16 protein-coding genes and 2 pseudogenes are annotated in these 20,531 nt (G+C 59.1%); 4 read left to right on the top strand and 14 right to left on the bottom strand.

Translation table 11 applies throughout. The annotated features are described in order from the left end of the window. Positions 1 to 321 precede the first annotated feature (321 nt). A pseudogene (locus ACN0X0_RS18835) lies at positions 322 to 519 on the top strand (ATP-binding protein); the annotation flags it as partial. Between the two features lie 14 nt (positions 520 to 533). Here ACN0X0_RS18835 and ACN0X0_RS18830 read toward each other — a convergent pair. Further along, on the bottom strand, positions 534 to 836 hold the full coding sequence (locus tag ACN0X0_RS18830; RefSeq protein ID WP_417280435.1) for a hypothetical protein: 303 nt from the start codon (positions 834 to 836) through the stop codon (positions 534 to 536). An 85-nt stretch (positions 837 to 921) separates the two neighbouring features. Between ACN0X0_RS18830 and ACN0X0_RS18825 the strand changes: the two are divergent. Then, positions 922 to 1,803 (top strand): annotated as a pseudogene (locus tag ACN0X0_RS18825) (DDE-type integrase/transposase/recombinase). A 16-nt stretch (positions 1,804 to 1,819) separates the two neighbouring features. On the opposite strand, the gene ACN0X0_RS18820 reads toward ACN0X0_RS18825, so the two are convergent. Genes ACN0X0_RS18820 through ACN0X0_RS18800 form a run of 5 tightly spaced genes read right to left on the bottom strand, consistent with a single transcriptional unit; the run spans position 1,820 to position 9,350 of the window. Next, positions 1,820 to 3,835: a phosphotransferase gene (locus ACN0X0_RS18820; RefSeq protein ID WP_417280434.1), complete on the bottom strand. Its 2,016-nt coding sequence runs from the start codon at positions 3,833 to 3,835 to the stop codon at positions 1,820 to 1,822. Next, positions 3,819 to 5,678 carry an ABC transporter ATP-binding protein gene (locus tag ACN0X0_RS18815; RefSeq protein WP_417280433.1) on the bottom strand — a complete coding sequence of 620 codons (1,860 nt, stop codon included), beginning with the start codon at positions 5,676 to 5,678 and terminating at the stop codon, positions 3,819 to 3,821. The genes ACN0X0_RS18820 and ACN0X0_RS18815 overlap by 17 nt, the downstream gene beginning before the upstream one ends. Before the next feature lie 2 nt (positions 5,679 to 5,680). Beyond that, positions 5,681 to 6,820, bottom strand: coding sequence for a glycosyltransferase family 4 protein (locus ACN0X0_RS18810; protein WP_417280432.1), 1,140 nt, complete (start codon positions 6,818 to 6,820; stop codon positions 5,681 to 5,683). Further along, positions 6,820 to 8,091: a glycosyltransferase family 4 protein gene (locus ACN0X0_RS18805; protein ID WP_417280431.1), complete on the bottom strand. Its 1,272-nt coding sequence runs from the start codon at positions 8,089 to 8,091 to the stop codon at positions 6,820 to 6,822. Before ACN0X0_RS18805 ends, ACN0X0_RS18810 begins: the two co-directional genes overlap by 1 nt. Next, the gene (locus ACN0X0_RS18800; RefSeq protein WP_417280430.1) at positions 8,091 to 9,350 is read right to left on the bottom strand and encodes a glycosyltransferase family protein; all 1,260 of its coding nucleotides are present in this window, start codon (positions 9,348 to 9,350) and stop codon (positions 8,091 to 8,093) included. The genes ACN0X0_RS18805 and ACN0X0_RS18800 overlap by 1 nt, the downstream gene beginning before the upstream one ends. Before the next feature lie 258 nt (positions 9,351 to 9,608). On the opposite strand from ACN0X0_RS18800, the gene ACN0X0_RS18795 reads away from it, so the two are divergent. Together ACN0X0_RS18795 and ACN0X0_RS18790 are read left to right on the top strand one after the other, a co-directional pair. Then, on the top strand, positions 9,609 to 11,240 hold the full coding sequence (locus ACN0X0_RS18795; RefSeq protein WP_417280429.1) for a sensor histidine kinase: 1,632 nt from the start codon (positions 9,609 to 9,611) through the stop codon (positions 11,238 to 11,240). Then, the gene (locus ACN0X0_RS18790; RefSeq protein WP_417280428.1) at positions 11,233 to 11,913 is read left to right on the top strand and encodes a response regulator transcription factor; all 681 of its coding nucleotides are present in this window, start codon (positions 11,233 to 11,235) and stop codon (positions 11,911 to 11,913) included. The genes ACN0X0_RS18795 and ACN0X0_RS18790 overlap by 8 nt, the downstream gene beginning before the upstream one ends. Before the next feature lie 175 nt (positions 11,914 to 12,088). On the opposite strand, the gene ACN0X0_RS18785 is transcribed toward ACN0X0_RS18790, so the two are convergent. The 8 genes from ACN0X0_RS18785 to ACN0X0_RS18750 form a co-directional block, all read right to left on the bottom strand. After that, entirely contained in the window at positions 12,089 to 13,063 is a 975-nt protein-coding gene (locus ACN0X0_RS18785) for an N-carbamoyl-D-amino-acid hydrolase (RefSeq protein WP_417280427.1), read from the bottom strand. Beyond that, the gene (locus ACN0X0_RS18780; protein WP_417280426.1) at positions 13,060 to 14,343 is read right to left on the bottom strand and encodes a Zn-dependent hydrolase; all 1,284 of its coding nucleotides are present in this window, start codon (positions 14,341 to 14,343) and stop codon (positions 13,060 to 13,062) included. Before ACN0X0_RS18780 ends, ACN0X0_RS18785 begins: the two co-directional genes overlap by 4 nt. After that, positions 14,340 to 15,608 (bottom strand): diaminopropionate ammonia-lyase, encoded by a 1,269-nt coding sequence (locus ACN0X0_RS18775; RefSeq protein WP_417280425.1) that lies wholly within the window; start codon positions 15,606 to 15,608, stop codon positions 14,340 to 14,342. The genes ACN0X0_RS18780 and ACN0X0_RS18775 overlap by 4 nt, the downstream gene beginning before the upstream one ends. Before the next feature lie 24 nt (positions 15,609 to 15,632). After that, positions 15,633 to 16,406: an ABC transporter permease gene (locus ACN0X0_RS18770; RefSeq protein WP_417280424.1), complete on the bottom strand. Its 774-nt coding sequence runs from the start codon at positions 16,404 to 16,406 to the stop codon at positions 15,633 to 15,635. Beyond that, the gene (locus tag ACN0X0_RS18765; RefSeq protein WP_417280423.1) at positions 16,406 to 17,269 is read right to left on the bottom strand and encodes an ABC transporter permease; all 864 of its coding nucleotides are present in this window, start codon (positions 17,267 to 17,269) and stop codon (positions 16,406 to 16,408) included. The genes ACN0X0_RS18770 and ACN0X0_RS18765 overlap by 1 nt, the downstream gene beginning before the upstream one ends. Continuing rightward, positions 17,269 to 18,411: an ABC transporter ATP-binding protein gene (locus tag ACN0X0_RS18760; RefSeq protein WP_417280422.1), complete on the bottom strand. Its 1,143-nt coding sequence runs from the start codon at positions 18,409 to 18,411 to the stop codon at positions 17,269 to 17,271. The genes ACN0X0_RS18765 and ACN0X0_RS18760 overlap by 1 nt, the downstream gene beginning before the upstream one ends. After that, positions 18,411 to 19,478 carry a substrate-binding domain-containing protein gene (locus tag ACN0X0_RS18755; RefSeq protein ID WP_417280421.1) on the bottom strand — a complete coding sequence of 356 codons (1,068 nt, stop codon included), beginning with the start codon at positions 19,476 to 19,478 and terminating at the stop codon, positions 18,411 to 18,413. The genes ACN0X0_RS18760 and ACN0X0_RS18755 overlap by 1 nt, the downstream gene beginning before the upstream one ends. 131 nt (positions 19,479 to 19,609) lie before the next feature. After that, positions 19,610 to 20,518 (bottom strand): MurR/RpiR family transcriptional regulator, encoded by a 909-nt coding sequence (locus ACN0X0_RS18750; protein ID WP_417280420.1) that lies wholly within the window; start codon positions 20,516 to 20,518, stop codon positions 19,610 to 19,612. Positions 20,519 to 20,531: the final 13 nt, after the last annotated feature.

Raw genomic sequence — 20,531 nt, 5'->3', positions numbered from 1 at the left:
CAATGCTACATCGACCGAGTGGAAGCGCTCTGTGCGCGAATGGCACGCTGTCAAATCTCAGCTCGCCATCATGTTCGCAGACCGCTTCCCAATGGCCTAACAAAACACGTCAGGCACAAAATTCCGCACAGTCTCACCCAAACTGCTGATCATTGATGAATTGGGCTTCGTGCCATTGAGCAAAACCGGTGCAGAACTCCTCTTCGAACTAAAGCGTTTCTCAAAAAACTTGAGGCACTCAATTTTTGAGAAACGCAGTGAGATCAATGCAATGTGGTAACGTTTTTCGCTCAATCTGATGCAGATTAAACGAAAAACGCTTTAATCTCGCGGAGATACGAACGCGCCTCGACATTGATCACCAGCAACCTCCCCTTCGAGAAATGGACCGAAACGCTCGGATCAGAACGTCTCACCGCCGCACTTCTCGATCGGCTCACCCATCATGTCTCCAGCCTCGAGATGAACGGTGAAAGCTACCGCCTCGCACAGAGCCGAAAAGCAATCCAGAACAACTGACCAGGAATTGCCCCTCACGGGGAAATGCGCCCGGGAACCCGCTTGCTATGTGAGGAGCCGCAGGTCCCCGGGCGCCGGATTTCAATGGTGTCATTGTCACGGTTAAAAATCACCATCAGCCGCCTCACAAAGGCCCAGAAGGCCAAAGCGCCGATGGCGCTGCCAACAAAAAAGACAAGTCCTCCCAGTTCGCCGTCAAGCACCGATAAGAGGCCCGCCCCGGTGAAAAAAAGAAACAAAGTTCCAATACCCAAACCGGTTTGCCAAGGAGGATCTTCAACGATCAATTGTTCAAAAGTATTTCGAGTGGCTTTCATAGACAACTCCAGCAGCATTTACTGATACGGCATGAACCGCGCCATGTTTGCCGGAGGCTCCAGCTTTTGAGTAGGATGGAGCATCATGAGCAAGACAACGAACAAATATTTCCCTGAAGTGCGCGAGCGAGCGGTTCGCAGGGTTTTGGACAACGCCGGTCAGCATGAGAGCCGCTGGCACGCGATCGTATTGATCTCGGCGAAGATCGGTTGTTCGACGAACACGCTGAATGACTGGGTTAAAAAGGCGGAGGTTGATCGTGGCGACGGTGCCGGGGTACGCAAGGTCTGGCGCCAGATGCGACGAGAAGGCTTTGATGTGGCCCGATGCACCATAGCCCGGTTGATGAAGGATCTGGGCCTTCAGGGCGCCATTCGGGGCAAGCCGCAGAAAACGACGATCCCTGACAAAAAAACAGCCGTGCCGGCTGGACAAGGTGAACAGGCAATTCAAGACGTCGGCACCGAACATGCTCTGGGTCAGTGACTTCACCTATGTCGCGACTTGGCAGGGATTTGTCTACGTGGCTTTCGTCATCGACACATTTGCGCGCCGGATCGTTGGCCCCCTCTCGGCAGATTTGGCTGTGCCAAATCGCCTGCCGGTCAATGGAACACGTCAGCCGCACAGCTCACACGGGCACGCTTTGGAACAGGCTGTTCATCAGCGGCAGCCTGGTGTGGGACTGATCCATCACTCAGATCGCGGGTCGCAATACCTAGCGATAAAATACACCGAACGCTTGTCCAAGACGATCAATGGTCTCTTCAAGGCCGAGGTCATCCACCGCCGTGGCCCCTGGTGCAGTCTGGACGCCGTGGAATACGCCACTCTGGAAGGGGTCGACGGGTTCACCAAACGCGTCGATGTAATGCATCAACCCTCGAACCGATCGGAAACATCCCCCCGGTGGAAGCAGAAGCAAACTTCTACGCAGCTCTGGAAACTGAGACCATGGCCGCATAACTTAAACTAAACAGCCTCAGGAAAACCCGGCGCGGTTCAGTTTCAAATGCGCAATGATTTCTTCTGCTTCATGCCGCCGGTCTGGGAACCGCTGAGAGATGTGGATGTGCCGGGCAAGAGAAATCCGCCGGGCTGCGGTGATGCGGGACATATCGGGGAGAGACGCATGCGCGGCATAACCGTCCAGAAAGGCCATGTCTCGGGCCGCGGTCGTGCCAAGCCCCTTATGATGCCGAAGCGCCAGCTCATCGAGATGGGCAAGAAAGTTGCCGAGATCAACCGCCGGGTCCCCCATGGCCACCAGATCCAAATCCAGAAGCGCCACGCCCCCCGCCGAACAGATCACCTGATCCGGATAGAAATCCCGATGCAAAAGGACCGGTTCCGCCGGTGTTTCAAGACGCGCAATATCAGGGGCAAGCGCCCGTTCGACCGCCTGAAACGCCGAGATATTCTCTGGCGCACGCGCTTTCTCGGCTGCAAGAGCCTGTGTCAGGACGGCGCATTCCTGTGCAAGTGTCCAGTCGCGTGCGACCTCGACCCCACTGGTGTGCAACCGGGCCAGCGCCTCTCCGGTCTGCCGCAAGGCGTTGCGCAAAACCTCTTCTGACGTGCCGTTCAAGAGCAGACACGTCAGATCAGGACCTTTTATTTCCTCCTGAAACCAAAGACATGCCTCTTTCATTTCTGCGAGAACAACAGGAACCTGAACCCCATACCTGCCATCCAGCCCGGCCGCGCGCACAGCAGACTGAAGCGCAGGCGTGCGGCGATCGGCGCGGCCAAAGCGCAATTTGCCATAGGCCGCACGCCCTACGGTGTCGGCATAGCGGAAAATGGCTCTGCGACCGGGTTTCAGACGGAGACAGTGCACCTCGCTCGGTGTCCAGCCAAGCGCGTCAGCGACAGTGGCCGGGGTTTGAGCGATATGGAATGCGGCAGTGCCCAGAGGGGCCAAAAGTGCTTCGACCCGTTGCAACAGCGCCGCGCAGCGCTCTGGCCAGTTCGGGTGACGATCACGAAAGGGTTCGATCAGCAATCCCGCGAGGGCGGCGGCGCGATGCGCGCGGATGTCCTCCGCTGTCATCCCGTAGCCGTCGAGAAACGCCTGGCTCAGATCTTGTCTTGTGCTGGGGTCATAATCGAGCCGGGCCAGAAAGCTTGCGACATCGCACAGAGGATCGCCCGTTCCGGCACGGTCCCAGTCGATAAAACACACTGCGTCATCGGGGGTTACGATCACCTGATCGGCGCTGAAATCACCATGGCAAGCCGCAACCTCGGGACGACACGCGACAAGATGCCCGGAGAGCATCGCGGCACAATGCAAGGCACGCGGGGCAAGATCGGGTAAAAGATCTGCCAGATCGTGCAGCGACAGAGACGGGTCGGTAGCGGGCAAAGGGCACAGCCCGCTCATCGGGTGCCGGTGCAAGTCTGCCAGCCGTGCACCGATCCGGCGATAGAGCTCAGGGCTTTGACTGTGATCCGCCGCCCGGCCGGCCACCCATTCGATGTCAAGCGTCGCTTTTTTCGCATCACTGGCAAGCAGCCGCGCGCCACCGAAACCTTCGCCCAAATAGGCCCCGGCGCGGGCCTGATCAAAGAGACCGGGCGCAAAGGCCCGTCGCAACCCGCCGTCAATGCGCTGCACAAAGCGGCGGTTGGGTTTGAAGGTCACAAGACTGTCGGGATCGGCTTTGCGCAGTTTCCGGGCCGCCGGAATTTTCCTGTCACGCCAGACCGGCAGGGCAACGAGACAGGCGGCCACATCCCAAATCCCGTGTTTGCGCCAGTTCGGACGCGACAGATAATCCGTAAAACGTGCTTCGGGCGCGGTCCGCAGGACAAAGAATTGCCCGTCGGCGCACCGAGCCGTGGCTGTGGCGTTCACTCCGGGCTTGTAGCGCAGATAGGTCAGTTCTGCGGGGTGCCCCAGAAGCCGGGCCACATGTTCGGGGTCTAAAAGCGCGGCCAAACCGGGCAAGCCGGGATCACGGGCGACAAGGTCGCGGTCAGCCTTGCAAAGCATGTTTGCCTCCGCTCTGATGGGCAAACAATCGGGCGAAACCGGTCTTTGTTGCGGCCAGACGGTCCGGCGTCCCGTCTTCTTGCACCCGACCGTCCCCCATCAAGATCACCCGATCGAAACAGCGCGCCAGCGTCAGGTCGTGGGTGATGATCAGTGTGGTTCGATCACGCGCCAGCCGCAGGATCGCACGGCGCAGATGGGCTTCGCTTTCGGCATCCAAACCGACAGTTGGTTCGTCCAGCATCAAGATCGGGGTTTGACGCAGAGCGGCCCGCGCCAAAGCGATCCTCTGCCGTTGACCGCCAGAGAAATTCGCGCCGCGCTCGGCCACTTCGGTGTCATAGCCATCGGGCATTGCGGTGATGAAATCCTCCGCACCGGCAAGCCGCGCGGCGGCGCGAATGTCGTCGTCACTGACCTCCCGCCCTGCCCCAAGGGCGATGTTTTCCGCGACGGTTCCGGCAAAAAGCACCGGGTCCTGCGGCAGAAAGGTGATTTGCGCACGCAGGCTGTCGAGTGTCACGGCATCGACCGGGGTGCCGTCGATAAGGATCGTGCCGCCCTGCGCCTCTCTCAGGCGCAGCAAGAGCCAGAAAATCGTAGACTTTCCGATGCCAGATGGCCCGATCAAGGCAACGGATTGCCCCGCCGGTATATCGAGAGAAAACTCTTTGAGAACCTGTCGCCCGTCGGGGTAATCGAAGCCCACCCTGTCAAAGGAGATATGCCCCTGAAACACCGGCGCCGGGCGGGCCTCGGCACGGTCGCGGATCTCCGGTTCCGTGTCGAGCAGATCGAACACGCGTTCTGCGGCGGCAGAGGCCTTGGCAAGACGCCCGGAGTATTTCGCATAGTCTCTCAACGGCCGGAACGTGTTCTTGAGATAGGTCAGGAAAACAAGCAGATCGCCCGGTGTGAGCCGCCCGGCAAGCACCGCATGGGTGCCGAACCACAAGACGGCGGCGGTGGTCAGACCGATCATGACATCGACGCTGCGTTCCATCAGGGCGCCAAGACGCCCGGTCTTGATGCTGTCGCTTTGGCTGGCACCGTTGGCGGATTGAAACAGCCGCCCGGTGGCCTCTTCGAGGCGCAGCGCCTGTACGGATCGGATCGCGCCAAGCATTTCAGAGGCGCTGTCGGCCAAGCTGGCCTCACGTTTGCGCTGCACCCGACTGGCGGTTTTGATGCGGTTGCCGATCCGCGTGGTCATCAAAAGCAGCACCGGCACCGGCAAAAGCGTCAGAAGCGCCAGCGTCCAGTCGAGCCACATCATCACCGCAACCATGCCGGTGAGAATGAAAACATTGGTCAAAAGCGGCATGACGGCGGTGGTGGCGGTGTCCTTGAGCATGCCGACATCGCCGATCAGGCGCAGGGTCAGATCGCCCGGACGGGTGGTGTCGTGAAAGGCAGGCGGAAGCTTTTGCAGATGGGCAAAGAGATCGCGCCGCAAGCCGGTCAGCGCCCGACTGCCCGCCACGGCAAACAGACTTGTCGAAACAAATTGAAACAAGGCGCGCAAGCCGATGACAAGCGCCAGCCCCACGGCGCAGAGCGCGATAAAACCGTTGAGACCAGAGAGGGTCAGCCCACCGATCAGCGTGACCGTGAAAGGGCCTTCGGTCGGGGTGCGCACCACCCGGTCGATGATGAATTTGAGCGGCCAGGGTTCCAAAAGGCGCATGGCCGTGGCCATCAAAAGCGCCAAAACGCCGGAAATCAACGTGCCGCGAGACCCGGCCAGATAGGGGCTGAACCGGCGCAACATGCGTATGAACGCAGGCAAAGCATCGCGCAGACGGTCTTTGCGTTTGCCGCGCAGCGTCGTCGAACCGCCCATGATCACAGCCCCTCGGAGAGCACAGGCAGGTAGCTCCGGTCAAGCACAGTTCTGGCATTGGCCTGCCAGGTGTGATGGGCGATGACATGGCGGTGCCCGGCCTCTCCCATACGCCGGGCCCGCTCCGGGTCTTGCGCGAGGGTGGCAATGGCTCGGGCCAAGGCTGCGGGGTCATCGGGCGGGCAGATCAGGCCAGTGTCGCCATGCGTCACGATCCGGGCCAGATCGCCGACATCGCTGGCAATCACCGGCAGGCGCGCGCCCATATATTCATAAAGTTTCAAGGGCGAAAAATAGAAATCCTGAGCCGCCGAATAGGGCGCGATTCCGACATCCGTTCTGACCAGCCAGTCCGGCACCGCGTCATGCGGGATCAGCCCGGAAATCTCGCCGCCAAGCGCTGCGATCCGCTCAGAAAACCGCGCACGCTCCGGTCCGTCGCCGACGATCAACAGACGAATATCGGGCCGGGAGGCATGCAAAATCTCCATGGCGCTGACCAGCACATCGAGATCGTGCCAGGGCTTGAGACTGCCGACGAAGCCGACGGTAAAGGGTCGGTTGCCCTGACGAGGGCGGTCATACATCGCGGGGTCAATGGCGTTGGGCAGATGAAGCACATTTTGTGCCCCGTGATCCTGCGCATAGCGGACGACCTGAGGGCTGACGGCGGCGACAAGGGCGGCGGACTGCATGGCCGCGTGCGTGGCCGTCAAACAGTCCTGCGGCAAGATCATCTCGCGATGCCGTTGCTGTTCTTCCATCAGAGGCGCGTTGACTTCGAGCACGGAGGGGACGCCGGCCTCCCGCGCCCATGTCATCGCGCTGTGCGACAAAAGTGCGTGGCGTTCGTAGACAAGGTCGAACGGCCCGGCGTCGCGCAAAATGTCCGGCAGGGCAAGGTCGAGCGCCATAAGCGCCTGCATCCGCGCCTCAGCGTTGGATTTCGACGGTAGAGAAAAAGGCACAACGGGCGTCGTCTCAAGCCCCTTCGGGCGTGTGCCTTCACAGCGTGGCGAGAACAGGGTGACCTCGGCCCCCATGCTCTGAAACGCGCGGACCATGGATTGCACATGCACAGAGGCCCCTTTTGCACCAAAAACCGGAATGCCGGGATCGAGGCAGATGTAAGCGATGCGCATCAGAGGCCTCCCTGAGCGGCCACAGCCCGATCATCACAGCGCAGCCTATCGAAAATCCGACCCAGTTCGGCGGCGTTCTTGTGCAGGTTGAACTCGGCTTCGATCCGCGCGCGGGCGTTCCGCGAGAGCGCGGCACGCAGCTCGGCGTCGCGCCAAAGCCGGGCCAGCTGATCAGCGAGATCGCGGGGATTGCCCTCCTGCGCCAAAAGCCCGGTTTCTGCCTGTGTCACCAGTTCAGGAATGCCGGTCACAGGGGTGGCGACGACCGGACAACCGAGCGCCATGGCCTCAAGCAGGACGGTCGGCATGCCATCGCGATTGCCGTCTGCCCCCACAATACAGGGACAGGCCAAGAGCGTCGCCTTCTGCATCGCGCGGATGATGTCGTCTTGCGGCATCGGACCGATCAGGTGCACGGTTTCGGACAGGCCGGAGGCGTCGATTTGGTCCTGCAGTTCCTGTTGCATGTCGCCGCCGCCGACGATCCGGCACGGCAGGCGCAGCCCCTTGTCGCGCAGGATGTGCAGAGCCTCGACAAGAATATGAAACCCCTTTTTTTCGACCAGACGCCCGACAGCCAGAATCTCATGCGGCTGATCTTGCGGGGCGGACCAAGAGAAGGCGTTCAGATCGATACCATTGAAAATCCGAACCAGCTTTTGGGGATCACATCCCAAACTCTCGTTCAGATACCGCACATTGTAATCGGAGACCGTGACCACTGCATCTGCATCGGCCAGCTTGAGCGGCAGGTGATGATCCTCATCGTAATCGCAATAAATATCCTTAGCATGGAGCGTCACCGACCAGGTGATCCCGGCCAGAGCCGCGGCGATGCGGGCAACAGTGGCCGCCAGCGTGCCGAAATGCGCATGCAGATGGGTGATATTCCGGCTCAGACAGTCCAGCGCCAGAAGGATGGCCTGATACAGGTCGCTCTCACTGCTCTCCGGAAACTGCATCATGGCCGTCATCGCCGTGGGGCGCAGGGCGTAAAGCGTCTTTTGTGCCTCCCAAAGCGAGTCCTGTTTGCGCAAAGGCTGACGCAGGCGCGTCACGGGCGCACGCACTTTCGAAATGATATTCTGGAAATGCGTTTCCTCGACCGGTCGCAGCGCAAAGATTTCGATCTCGCGCCCCTCTGCCTCATGGGCAAGGATTTCGTTGACGACGAAGGTCTCCGAAAACCGCGGATAGCGTTTGACGACATAGCCGATCTTGCCAGTCGTCTGTGCCGGAAAACCAATGGGAGACGGGGAGGAAACGGTCATCAGAGAGCTTCTTTCAGTGCTGGGGAGGAGGAGGTGATCGACGGGTCCCGGGCGAGAATTTCGGCGGTACGGTTGCGGACGCGTTCAAACCCGCTCATGTCGAGAGGGCGGTCGGGCCGCGGCGCTGCTTGCGGACGCGACAGCCACTGGCTCAGACTGTCGGGGGACAGATGTTCGGGCAAAAGCATATCCACGGCGCCGGCGCGCGACAGCCGTTCGGCCCGGATCACCTGTTCGCGGCGCGGGCGGGTGCGCGGGACGATGAGCGACCGTTTGCCAAAGGACAGCGCCTCGCACACGGTGTTGTAGCCGCCCATGGTGATCACGCGATCGGCTGCGGCGAACAGTGAGATCGGTTCCGGCAGAAAGCGCAGAACCTGCATGTCGTCACGTTCGCCAATCTGGCGCGTCAGGGCGGCCTGATCCTTGCCGGGCATCTGTGTGCCGGTCAAAATGATGCCGCGCCGGTTCGGAGGCAGCGTCGTGCGGGCAAAACTGTGACAAAGATCGGCCCCGTCCTTGCCCCCGCCCACGGCACAGAGGACGAAGGGACGGTCGTCCTTGTCTGGCACGGATCGCGTGGCGGCCTCGGTGGCGCGGGGCAACGACAGCCGATGTCGTTGATCGAGATACCCCATGAAGCGGCTGCGGGCGCGGAAATCTGCGCTGAACCCATATTCTTTCGGCAGATCGAAAAAGGCGCGGTCGCCATAGATCCAGATCTCGTCAAACCAGTCACGCAACGCACGCTGGTTCCGTTGCCGGAGCCATTGCGCCCGCACGGTTTCCGGGCTGTCGATAATATCGCGCAGCCCGAGAATGAACCGCGCACGCCCGCGCTTGCGCAGCATTCGTAAAGCCGGATCTAGTTCGCCCTGACAGCCGCGCGGCACATTGTCGACAATCATCAGATCGGGGTCGAAGGCCGCCAGCGCCGCCTTGATCGTCTCGGCGCGCAGCGCCGCGATCGTGCGCAGATCAAGACCAAGATGCCGGGCCTCATAGGTGCCCTCGGCGGTCTTGCCATAGGCCGGCAGGGTCAGCATGTCGACGCCTTCAGGGATATGAAACCCGCCAGCCTCGTGCATCCCTGCAATCATCAGGATGTCGGGCCGGGGCTCGATGCTGCGCAGGGCCTGAGCCAACAGAAGATTGCGGCGCAGATGCCCAAAACCGACGGTGTCGTGGGAATACAGAACGATGCGCGGCGCACCGCCGTGCCGGGTGATTTTTGCAGCGTTTGCAGAGAAATGTTTCATCGTCTGGTCCACCGATCCTTTTGCGGTTCCCGCAGGCGTATTGCGGGGCTGTTTTGCGTATCGGATAAGGTGGGCAGCCAAGATTGGAATTCAAATTAGAACTTTACGAGGCCGCGCCTGTGAAGATTAGAAGTTTATAAGAATGCCGTCTCGGGTGCTGTGTTCTTCTGTCAGGTGAATTAAATCGGGTCCGCGTGCAGGGGCATGACAGACCTGCAGCCGCACAGGGCGTGGTATGCGCCAAGAGGAGGATAAGGGATGAAAATCCGGGCAAAGCTTCTGGTCAGCCACGGTTTCGTGGCACTTGTAGTCGGCTGTATCTGTGTCCTGATCCTGATTGGATTACAGGCCACGGACGACTCCCGGCATTCCTTTGAACGCAGCTATGAAAGCCTGCGCGAGATCAATGAACTGAACTCGGACGCGAACCGGCTTTCCGAACAGATCGCGGAGCTGTTCACCGTGGGTCTCGAAGGTCGTGACGAAGTGACCGAAGCCTATGACCATCTGATCGTTCAGCTCGATGTGCTGCAAACCGCACTGGAGACCGATCTGGCCGAGGCAGCGCCCGAAGACCGGGAAAGCGCGCAGGCCATGCTCGACTGGATCACCGAACTTCATACCGAGGTGGAAAGTCTCGGCGCCGCCGGGATGGAGATTTTCGATCTGTTGTCGAAAGGCCAGCGCGAGGTGGCGCAATCGCTTTATGCCCGTCGGGTGGAGGACGATCTCGATACCAGTATCGGCACGCTGATCGACGAGGCGATCCGGCGCAATGCCCGCAGCCTCAATGCCGAGATCGACGCATGGAACGAGCTGACCGAACGCCAGCGGCTTTTGGCCATCAGCATCTTCGTCACGGCGGCGTTTGTTGCGGTGGGCACGGCTTTGCTTCTGGACAAACAGGTGTCGCGCCCGCTTGCCGATCTGTCGGCGGCGGCGGACAATCTGGCAAGCGGTCACGGCGAGATCGCACTCGACACCCGGCGCAGTGACGAGCTTGGCGATCTGGCCGAACGGTTTCAGGAGATGGTGCAACGGATTTCAGAGCAACAGGCCAGTCTGCGGGCCGCTCGCGATTCATTGGCCGAACAGGTCTCAGAACGCACCGAAAGTCTGAGCCAGCGCACCGAACAGCTTGAGGCCGCGAATGCGCGCCTGCGCGAGCTGGATTCGAGCCGAACCCAGTTTTTGGCAGACATCAGCCACGAGCTGCGCACGCCACTGACGGTGATGCGCGGTCAGGCGGAGGTCGCCCTGAGAAATCCGAACCCGTCGAGTGAATTGCTTCAGGCTGCGATGCAGGCCATGGTGCGCAAGACGGGTCAGCTCGGCCAACTCGTCGATGACCTGCTGTTCCTCGCACGCTCCGAAGCCGGGGCGATTCAGGTGATCCCCTCCCCGACCATGCTTCAGGAAACTCTGGCGGAGGTGACGATGGATGCCCGGTCCCTGCGCGCCGCCGATGGGATACGCATTGCCCTGCATCAACCGGAAGACCCGGTGATGGTCGATGCCGATCCGGCGCGTTTGCATCAGGCGGTGATGATCATTCTCGACAATGCGATCCGTCATGCGCCGCGCGACAGTGTGGTGTCGATCGACCTGAAACGGTCCGATGATATGGCATACCTGTCGATTTCGGATATGGGCGAGGGCTTTCACGAAGCGGATATTCCGCATGTGTTCGACCGGTTTTATCGGGGCCGCAACAGTCGCGGCGCTGGTGGCAAGGGCAGCGGTCTCGGTCTGGCCATCGCCTATTGGATCGTCAGCCGCCATCACGGTCGGATCTCCATCGGGCAGGCGGAAAACGGCACCAACGGCGCGCGTGTGGATGTGATCCTGCCGCTGCTCACGGAAACGGAGGGGACGGACCGCCATGCATGATATTCTTCTGGTGGAAGATGACGACGAAATCGCGGATTTCATCCTGCTCGGGCTGACCAACGAAGGCTATAACGTCCGACACGCAAATTCTGCGGCGGCGATGTGGGAAGTGCTTGTGGAACGGCAGGTGTCGCTTGTCATTCTTGATCGCATGTTGCCGGATGCAGAGGGTGCGATCCTGTGCGAGACCCTGCGGGACACTCATCCCGATCTCTTTATCCTGATGCTTACGGCAAAGGATTCTCTCGAAGACAAGCTGGCGGGTTTGCGGTCAGGCGCAGATGATTACATCACCAAGCCGTTTTCGTTTGAAGAGTTGTTGTTGCGTCTCGAGGCATTGCTGCGGCGACGCGAAGGCGGCATTTCGGAAAAGAACGGAACCCTGTCCTGTGGTGTCTTCGAGTTCGATCTGACACATAAATCCGTGCAACGCGAAGGTCGGGAACTTGGCCTGACGCCAACCGAATTCGCCCTTTTGAAATATCTGGCCGACAATGCCGGGAGCGTCGTGAGCCGGATGGACATCTTGTCCGGCGTCTGGGGCAAGAATTTCGATCCGAACACGAACATCGTCGAGGTCTATATCGCCTATCTGAGACGTAAAGCCGACGGTCCGTTCGATGAAAAGATGATCCGCAATGTGCGTGGCTTTGGCTATGTGTTGGAAGTCTGAGCCTGGATTTACGGCTGTTTGAGCGCACCCGGTTGAGGGCCGGCGGGTTGCCGAACGCCGACATGCAATACCGCTCTTAGATCGCGATATGAAGGCGATTTTTCGGGCGCCTGAACGGAGCGCCCGAAATATATCGCAACCAGCCCTGATCCGTCACAGGCGCAACCACATCAGCTTATCTCGCTTCGAATACGCTATTCTCGGTCACCTCCGCGCGCAGGTGTTCACGCGTGTCCGCGCCTTCACAAATAGGGCCGTAATCGCCAGGTTCGCGGTGCAGCGCGAAGTTAAACACATTCTCGCGCAATTCTTTACAGCGTTCTAAATCGATCTCTGCCGTGGCGATCTCATCTCCGAGCCCTTGGGTCATCGCGATGATCTCGCCAGTCGGGGCAATGATGCAGCTCCCGCCAATCAGATCGCAGCCTTCCTCGCGGCCGGCCTTTGCGGTCCCCACCACCCAGCAACCGTTGGCATAGGCCCCTGCTTGCATCGAAAGGTGGTTGTGAAAATCTTGTAGATGATCGTGCTCAGGGGCCTGCGGGTAGTGCACAGGTGTGTTGTAGCCCAACATGACTAGCTCTGCCCCTCGCAGCCCCAGCACCCTGAAGGTCTCAGGCCAGCGACGGTCATTGCACAGGCACATACCCAGCTTGCCCCCCATCGCATCATGGACCTGAAAACCGAGATTCCCATGCTCGAAGTAGCGTTTTTCCAGATGCTGGAAGGGGCGCCAATCTTCCGGCTGGAAGTGACCCGGCAGGTGGATCTTGCGGTATTTCCCAACAATTTCGCCCCCGTCATCAACGATGATCGAACAGTTGTAGCGATGGCGCACACCCTCTTCGACAACCTCTTCGGCGTAGCCAAGGTAAAACCCCATTCCGAACCGTTTGGCCGTATCGAACAACGGCTGTGTCTCCGCGCTCGGCATTTCCGTTTCAAAGAACGCAGCAAGTTCGTCCGGGTCCTCGATCATCCAGCGTGGGAAAAACGTCGTCAGCGCCAGCTCCGGAAAGACGATAAGCTTTACGCCACGCGCATACGCCTGTTCCATCAATGCAACCATGCGGGCAACGGCCGAAGCGCGGGATTCATCGCGGGCGATCGGACCGAGCTGAGCGGTGGCGACAATCAGTTTGCGGCTCATGAGGTGGCTCCTTGTGCTGTGGCTCGCTCTCGTTGGTCTTTGGGCTGCTCTGGCCCGGCCTGCGCCACGACCACCTTGGCCAAAAGCGCAACTCCTTTGGCGATTTGATCCGGTGCGGTGTATTCGTGGATATTGTGACTGATGCCCTCTTTCGACGGCACAAAGATCATCGCGGAGGGGCAATGGGGCGCAAACATCTGTGCATCGTGGCCTGCCCCCGACGGCATCCTACGGGACTTGAAGCCAAGCTCAGCTGCCCCCTGTGCAACGCTTTCCACCAGATCAGGATCGAAGGCGACCGGTGCGAAGCGCGCAAGGCTTTGACGTCGGATCGTACAGCCTTCCGCCTCCGCGAGCGCTTCCGCTTTGGCAAACAAACGCGCTTCGGCCTTTTTAAGAACCTCTTCGGATGTGTTCCGCAAATCCACCGTCAATCGCGCCTCCTCGGGCACGACATTCACAAGATCCGGCGCAAAATGCATACGTCCCACAGTTGCGACCTGCGGCGTGCCAAACTCCTGTGCAATGGCCCGTGCTTCCAACGCGATCCCGACAGCCACGATCCCTGCGTCATGACGCATCGCCATCGGCGTTGTCCCCGCATGACAGGCTTGGCCAGAAATGGTGAATTCGGACCACGAAATGCCCTGCACCCCGGTCACCACACCAATATCCAGGTCTTCGGCCTCAAGAACCGGCCCCTGCTCGATATGCAGTTCGACATAGGCTGAGGGGGTGAGCGCCCCAACGGGTTCATCGCCTCGTGCATCGATCGCGTCCAGGGCCTCGGAGACGCTCATGCCATCGATCCCGACGGAGGCCAGCATCTCAGCAAGATCAAGCTCCCCCTGCGCCACGCCAGAGCCCATCATATCCGGTTGAAAGCGCGCGCCCTCTTCATTGGTGAAAAACGCAACCGCCACCGGTCGCTCCGTCTCAACACCGGCGTCGATCAGGCTTTCGATGACTTCGAGGCCTGCCAGCACACCGAGATTGCCATCATACAACCCCCCGGTGCCGACAGTGTCGATATGAGACCCCATGACGACAGGCCGCTCCGTGTGTCCGAACCTGTTCGGACGAATGGCCCAGGTATTTCCGATGACATCGGAGTGGACCTCCAGCCCCAGCGCCTGAAACCACCCCGTGACAAGCGCACGCCCGGCTTTGTCCTCTTCACTCAGCGCAAGACGTTTACAGCCACCATTCGGCAGTCCGCCAATTTTCCCAAGCTCGAAAATCCGCGCCATGAGGCGATCCGTGTCGATCCGAATGCTCATGCCGTGACCTCACCGCGCACCTCGGCGGCCGTGCGCCCGACCAGCTGCTGATAAAGTTCGGGATCGCTGTCGCCCTCGGACCCGAAGACCAGCACACGGCTGTTCGAACTGAGGCCAATGGCCTGCGCAGCATCTGGCTGAGCGGCAACCGCAAGGCAAACGGCCAACCCCGCAACAGCAGACTCGCCCGCGACAATCGCAGGATCGCCTCCCATTGGGCTCGCAAGCCTCCGCATCACAGTGACCGCATCTGCATCCGTTACGGACACGGCCGCAAAGGCCAAAGGCTTCAGCACATCCCACGCCAGCAGGGAAATCTCACCACAGGCCAAGCCCGCCATCACTGTATCAAGATCGCCCTCAACAGCCGTCGGTGTGCCATGGCGCAAAGTCTCAAGCCAACAGGCAGATTTGTCAGGATCAGCGAGAATAATTTTGGGAGCTTTTGCAGCGCCATAGCGCCGACGCAACTGAGCCGCGACCGCAGCAGCAGCGCCCCCAACGCCGGTTTGCAAAAACACATGGGTTGGAGGCTCAAGGCCATCATCCTCAAGCTGATCCGAAGCCTCAGCGGCCATGATCTCGTAGCCTTGCATCACGTTTTTCGGGATTTCCGTATAGCCCTCATAGGAGGTATCAGAGACCACAAACCAGCCCTCGTTGCGGGCCGTCTCATCGGCTTCGCGTACGCTTTCATCATAGTTGCCTGCCGTCCGTCGCACTTGTGCACCGAAGCTCTCAATAGCGGTCTTGCGGCCCTCCGAGACGGTTGCGTGTATGAAAATCACGCACTGACAGCCAAAGGTCTGTGCGCCCCAAGCGACGGAGCGCCCGTGGTTCCCATCTGTCGCACAGCACACAGTGATCTCAGACAGAATATCGCCGTAAGTGCCCTTCAAAATCTCGTCTACACTCGGCTCGGGCGCGCCGGTACGGTTGGAAATTTCCGACATAATGAGCCGAAGCACCGCGTAAGCGCCCCCAAGAGCCTTGAAACTACCAAGCCCAAAGCGCCCGCCCTCATCTTTGTAATGAAGGCTCGCCAAACCGGCGCTCCGGGCCATATCTGGCAGAGCGTAAAGCGGCGTGGGCGCATAGCCGGGCCAAGCCGTGATTGTCTCTCGGGCCACCGCGAAGTTTGCATCGTTCAAAACGGCTTCCTGCTCCGGCGCGTACTCTGCATCCAGAGCGTAATCGCGATTGAACACAAGTTCAGACGCCGCGCCATTGCCGAGCGTGTTGGTGAATTTGATCGTATCAGTCATGTGATCTTCCAAAATGAATGTGGGTCAGGCTTTTGAGCCCGAACGCCGGCGGATGGCTTCGGCCAAAACGACAAGCGCGATGTTTCCGAATACGATCAACACAGCGAGCGCGTTCAGACTTGGAGAAAGGTTGAATCGGAAATCCGATGCGACGAGGACCGAGAGCGGTTGTTCGCGGCCACTGAGAAATGCAGTCAGCACATACTCCGATGAGGACAACACAAAGGCGATGACCCAAGAGGCCAGAAGCCCATTGCCCATGAGCGGCAAAACCACCCGGCGAAAGCTCGACCATCCGGACGCCCCGAGATCAGCGGCGGCTTCGATCAGTCTGCGGTCCAGCCGGATCAGCACGGAGGCGATGATCAGGGTGGAAAATGGCAGGATGATGATCGACTGCCCGGCGATCACCGTCCAAAGTGAACGGTCGATATTCACTTCTTTGAACAGAATAAGCTGCGCCACGGCGAGGATCAGACGCGGGACAAGGAACGGCAGCAGAAGCGCGGCCGCGAAGATCCCCTTCCAGCGCACCGGATAAAACACCAGCGCGAGCGCGGCGGAGGCCCCGAGCAAAGTGGACAGGATCGCCACCGGGAAGGCGACGAAAAGCGTGGTCAAGAACCCGGCACCCAAACGGGCATCCGAGAGAATATCCGCGTACCAAGCCGATGTCAGACCCTGGATCGGGAAGGCCATGACGTCCGCATCATTGATCGAGAAGAGGAGGATCATCGCGATCGGCAGATACATAAAACCGAACACCAGATAGACCCAGACTGTTGCTGCACGCGTCATCACACATCCTCCGCAACGAGACTGGAACGGCGAATGGCCAAAGCACCCAGGCCGAAACAGACCATTAAGATCGAGAGCATCGTCCAGGCAATGGCCGAGCCCAGCGGCCAGTCAAATGCCGTCCCGAACAGATCATTGATTGCTGAAATGATCGTGATGCCTGATGCGCCGCCTAAGAGCTGAGGCGTAAGATAGTCGCCTGCGACCATAACAAACACCATAAGTCCGCCTGCAACCAATCCCGGTACGGTCAGCGGAAGGATCACGCGCAAAAACCGTGCGGGTGCTGGCGCTCCAAGATCAGCTGCCGCCTCCAGCCATCTGTCGTCAAGACTTTCAAAAGCGAGCCACAGCCCGATCACCATGAACGGAAGATAGTTATAAGTCAGCGCAATATGGGTCGCCAAAGGGCTGAACAACAGACCGGAAAGCGGTTCATCAATCACGCCGAGCCACATGAGACTGCGGTTAATCGCGCCTTCTGCACCAAGAAGAACACGCCAGGCGAAAATACGGATAAGATCGCCCGAATAGAGCGGAACCAGCAGCAAGGTGAGCAGGGTCGATTTCGCCGCGTGAACGCGTTTGGCGACAAACCATGCCACGGGATAGCCGATGACTGCCGTCAGAGTGACCACCAAGAACGCAGAGCCAAAGGCCCGTGCGATCAGGCCGCGATAGGTTTCCGAACCTGCGATTTTGGCATAGTTGGCCAAGGTCAGATCGTAAGAAATGGTCACGAAATCGACCTGAAAAAACGAATAGGCCAAGAGGATCAACAGCGGCGCACAGCATAACGCGATCAGCGCCGCGACAACCGGCAACGCCAACCAATCCCCGACAGATAGGATGGAGCGCCGCATCAAACCGCTCCCGTCTCTGGGGGCGTGACGGCGCGCGCCTCCACGGCAGCGGCCCAGACTTTGGCAGTGTCAAACGCCAAGGTGATGTCCTCGCCGACCGAGGGCGGCACCTCTCGGTGGAGGACCTGCACGACTTGGCCGCCACAGGTACAATCCAACAACCAGTCGGAGCCGCGATAGACCTGATGAACCACGCGGGCTTTAAGCTGTGCCTTGCCTTCAGTCTCTGCGTGCGCGACGCAAACCTGTTCTGGGCGCACACACAGTACGGCTTTGCCCCCTGCGTTCAATGTCGAGACACCCGGCACAGCGAAGGACCCGAAGGCGGTCTCCAGCACAACATTGGCGTCTTCACGCGCTTTCACCTCGGCGGGAATGCACGCCGCTCCCCCAATGAAATCCGCGACATAGGCGGTTTCGGGTTGAGCATAAATCGCTTCAGGGGTCCCCTGCTGTTCAATGAGTCCATCACGCATGACGATGATCTGATCAGACAGAGCAAAAGCTTCCTCTTGATCGTGGGTCACATGCAAAAAGGTCATACCCAGACGACGCTGCAAGTCTTTCAGTTCGATCTGCATATCCTTGCGCATCCGGCGATCCAGCGCGGAAAGCGGTTCATCGAGAAGCAGAAGACGCGGTTCGTTCACGATGGCCCGTGCCAGAGCAACACGCTGCTGTTGCCCACCGGAGAGTTGGCGGGGACGCCGGTCGGCCATGGCCTCCATTTGAACGGTCTTGAGAGCGTTCATTGCGAGCAACTTGATCTGGGTCTTCGCGACATTGCGATAGCTGAGCCCGAAGGCGACATTTTCCAGCACGGAGAGATGTGGGAATAACGCATAGTTTTGAAAGACCGTGTTAATCGGCCGAAGGTTGGCGGCAGTTTCGTCAAGACGTTTGCCATCCAGTGACACTGCACCGGAGCTGACACTCTCGAACCCCCCGATCATGCGTAGGATCGATGTTTTGCCACAGCCAGATGGGCCAAGAAGCGTCACGTAGCTGTTTTCCGCCAGCGCAAAATCAACGCCGCGTACGGCTTGAACCGTGCCATAGGTTTTGGTCAGTTTGAAAGCTTCGAGAAGCGGACGCGTAAAGCGCCCGCTTCCGTCCAGCTGTCGCGGGGAAGGCGATGTCATCAGCTGGCTTTCACTTCATTCCACAAGGCAACCCAATCGTTGTAGCGCGCCGGGTTTTGTTTCCAGACGAAATTGTCCATCACGGAGAGATCCTTGATGAAGATTTTGTCTTGTTCTTCCTCGCTCAGAAGAGCGCGCGCAGCAGAGGTCGATTGCGCGTAAGGACCACCGACCGCGAGCATTTTGCCGTAATCCGGGCCAAGCAAATAGTTGATCAATTCAAACGTCGCATCGAGGCGCGCGCCAGAGACGTCTTTGGGCACAGCGATTGTATCGCACCAACCGATCACACCCTGTTTCGGCTTGGCCATGCCCATTTCGATGCCTTTGGCTTTCAGGTCGTAATAGGGCGGCACCCAAGAAAAGGCGCAAACCACTTCGCCCGTTGCAAACAGGTTGGTAAGATCCCCGATGGAATTCCAATAGGTCCGCAGCTTGCTTTTCTGGATCATCAAAACCTCTTTGATTTCCGCAAGTTGCTTGTCATCCATGTGGAACATTTCGGTCTCGGGGATCCCAAGATACATGGCTGCGATCATAATGCCTTCAAGGGCATAGTCGCGCATGGCCAGCTTGCCGTTATAGGCGTCGCCCTCGAAGAACACGGACCAATCCGGCTCTTCATCCATCAAATCGGCGCGATAGACGATCGGGTTGATGCCCCAATAGAACGGAATGCCGTAAGTCTCGCCATCAACTTTCCCGAGCGACGTCGCGTTGAACGTATCATAGAGCAGCGCGGCATTCGGCACTTTGTCGAAGTCAATCGGTTGGAGCAGGTCGGAGGCCGTATAGTACTCGACTTTATCGAGGCCTGGCGTGATCAAATCGACAGAAGAGGCCCCGCCAGCACGCAGCTTGGCGAATTGTTCGTCGTCAGTGCCGATAAAGGTCTTCGTGATCGAGATGTCGTGACGATCCAGGAACGCTGCGAGGTAGTCATCCTTGGCGAGGTTTTCCCAAGTCATCCAAAGAATGTCTGTGCTCGCGCTGGCGCGGGCGGCCGGTCCGAGCGCACCGAGAGCAGTTCCTGCTAGGGCGGTTTTGATGAAGTCTCTGCGAAGCATTTGGAATCCTTTCGAGCATGAAAAGAAGAGGAATGTGAACTCCTTTATGCTCTAGTACTGAAATCACAATTTCACCTATAGAAGTTTTTTGAAATTGTAATTTCATAAACAGGTTTGCCAAATTTCTGCGCTCAATCACCAGACTCTGATGGGAAATTAGGCAAGTCCTGCACAGAGATTGCAGAGCTAAGATCATCGACTCGTTCATGCAGACGTTCAATTTCTGCAAGCCGCTCTTTCAAAGCCGCCCCTTTCATCGCAACGAGCCTCGCACAGAGATGGTTGATGAGGCTGATCGGGACGACCATGCTGTCGAAAATTCCCGCCCCCTTGTTCTGGCATCGCAACGACACTGATGCATTCGCACCGGTTTCGCCCAAAGTCGGATCGCTAATCATAATGACAGAGGCCCCCGCCTCCCGCGCGATTGTCACGACCTCACCAAGCACTCTCGGCCGCCGCCGCATCGCGATCACCAAGACGGTATCATCGGGCCGAATGCTGGCCAGATCTTCCCCAAGAGACGCACCCGCATCGCGCGGCAACAGATGGACGTCAGACGAAAAGTTCAGAAGCAGCATGTGCGCGTATTGCGCCAAAGCACGTGAGTTACGGTAGCCCACGATCCAAATGCGACGCGCTTGGGCCATATAGCCGACGGCCTCCTCGATCCGCGAGATGTCCATAGTCTCCAAGGTGCGCGACAGGTTTTCACTGTCCTGCGCCACATGAAGATGGAAATCCCCCGCTTGCTGCAGGGTGTCCTGAAGATGCTCGAACGGCGACCCCCAACCCGCGTTGCGTCGTGAATGGAGACGTGCTTCGTTGTAAGTGCTATATCCCAACCGGCGAAAAAAACGTGCAGCGGTTGCCGCGGACACACCTGCCGTATCAGCGAGTTCCGCAGCCGTATAGCTCGACAGAGAACTTTGTGCCCTCAAGACAACCTCGGCCAATTGCTTTTCACGCGGGGTCAGTTTCGCGTAGGCATTCATGATCCTCTCGTCGATCTGCATGTCATCTGGGTGCTCTTCGTCCAAGACACCGCCTCCT

Source organism: Celeribacter sp. (genome assembly GCF_048270365.1).
In the GTDB taxonomy this organism is placed as follows: domain Bacteria; phylum Pseudomonadota; class Alphaproteobacteria; order Rhodobacterales; family Rhodobacteraceae; genus Celeribacter.
This window is presented reverse-complemented; position numbering and strand designations above follow the sequence as displayed.

Bases quoted from the DNA above. Each gene is read 5' to 3' on its own strand.
- ACN0X0_RS18830 (WP_417280435.1), bottom strand. From the start codon at position 836: ATGAAAGCCACTCGAAATACTTTTGAACAATTGATCGTTGAAGATCCT.
- ACN0X0_RS18820 (WP_417280434.1), bottom strand. From the start codon at position 3,835: ATGCTTTGCAAGGCTGACCGCGACCTTGTCGCCCGTGATCCCGGCTTG.
- ACN0X0_RS18815 (WP_417280433.1), bottom strand. From the start codon at position 5,678: ATGGGCGGTTCGACGACGCTGCGCGGCAAACGCAAAGACCGTCTGCGC.
- ACN0X0_RS18810 (WP_417280432.1), bottom strand. From the start codon at position 6,820: ATGCGCATCGCTTACATCTGCCTCGATCCCGGCATTCCGGTTTTTGGT.
- ACN0X0_RS18805 (WP_417280431.1), bottom strand. From the start codon at position 8,091: ATGACCGTTTCCTCCCCGTCTCCCATTGGTTTTCCGGCACAGACGACT.
- ACN0X0_RS18800 (WP_417280430.1), bottom strand. From the start codon at position 9,350: ATGAAACATTTCTCTGCAAACGCTGCAAAAATCACCCGGCACGGCGGT.
- ACN0X0_RS18795 (WP_417280429.1), top strand. From the start codon at position 9,609: ATGAAAATCCGGGCAAAGCTTCTGGTCAGCCACGGTTTCGTGGCACTT.
- ACN0X0_RS18790 (WP_417280428.1), top strand. From the start codon at position 11,233: ATGCATGATATTCTTCTGGTGGAAGATGACGACGAAATCGCGGATTTC.
- ACN0X0_RS18785 (WP_417280427.1), bottom strand. From the start codon at position 13,063: ATGAGCCGCAAACTGATTGTCGCCACCGCTCAGCTCGGTCCGATCGCC.
- ACN0X0_RS18780 (WP_417280426.1), bottom strand. From the start codon at position 14,343: ATGAGCATTCGGATCGACACGGATCGCCTCATGGCGCGGATTTTCGAG.
- ACN0X0_RS18775 (WP_417280425.1), bottom strand. From the start codon at position 15,608: ATGACTGATACGATCAAATTCACCAACACGCTCGGCAATGGCGCGGCG.
- ACN0X0_RS18770 (WP_417280424.1), bottom strand. From the start codon at position 16,406: ATGACGCGTGCAGCAACAGTCTGGGTCTATCTGGTGTTCGGTTTTATG.
- ACN0X0_RS18765 (WP_417280423.1), bottom strand. From the start codon at position 17,269: ATGCGGCGCTCCATCCTATCTGTCGGGGATTGGTTGGCGTTGCCGGTT.
- ACN0X0_RS18760 (WP_417280422.1), bottom strand. From the start codon at position 18,411: ATGACATCGCCTTCCCCGCGACAGCTGGACGGAAGCGGGCGCTTTACG.
- ACN0X0_RS18755 (WP_417280421.1), bottom strand. From the start codon at position 19,478: ATGCTTCGCAGAGACTTCATCAAAACCGCCCTAGCAGGAACTGCTCTC.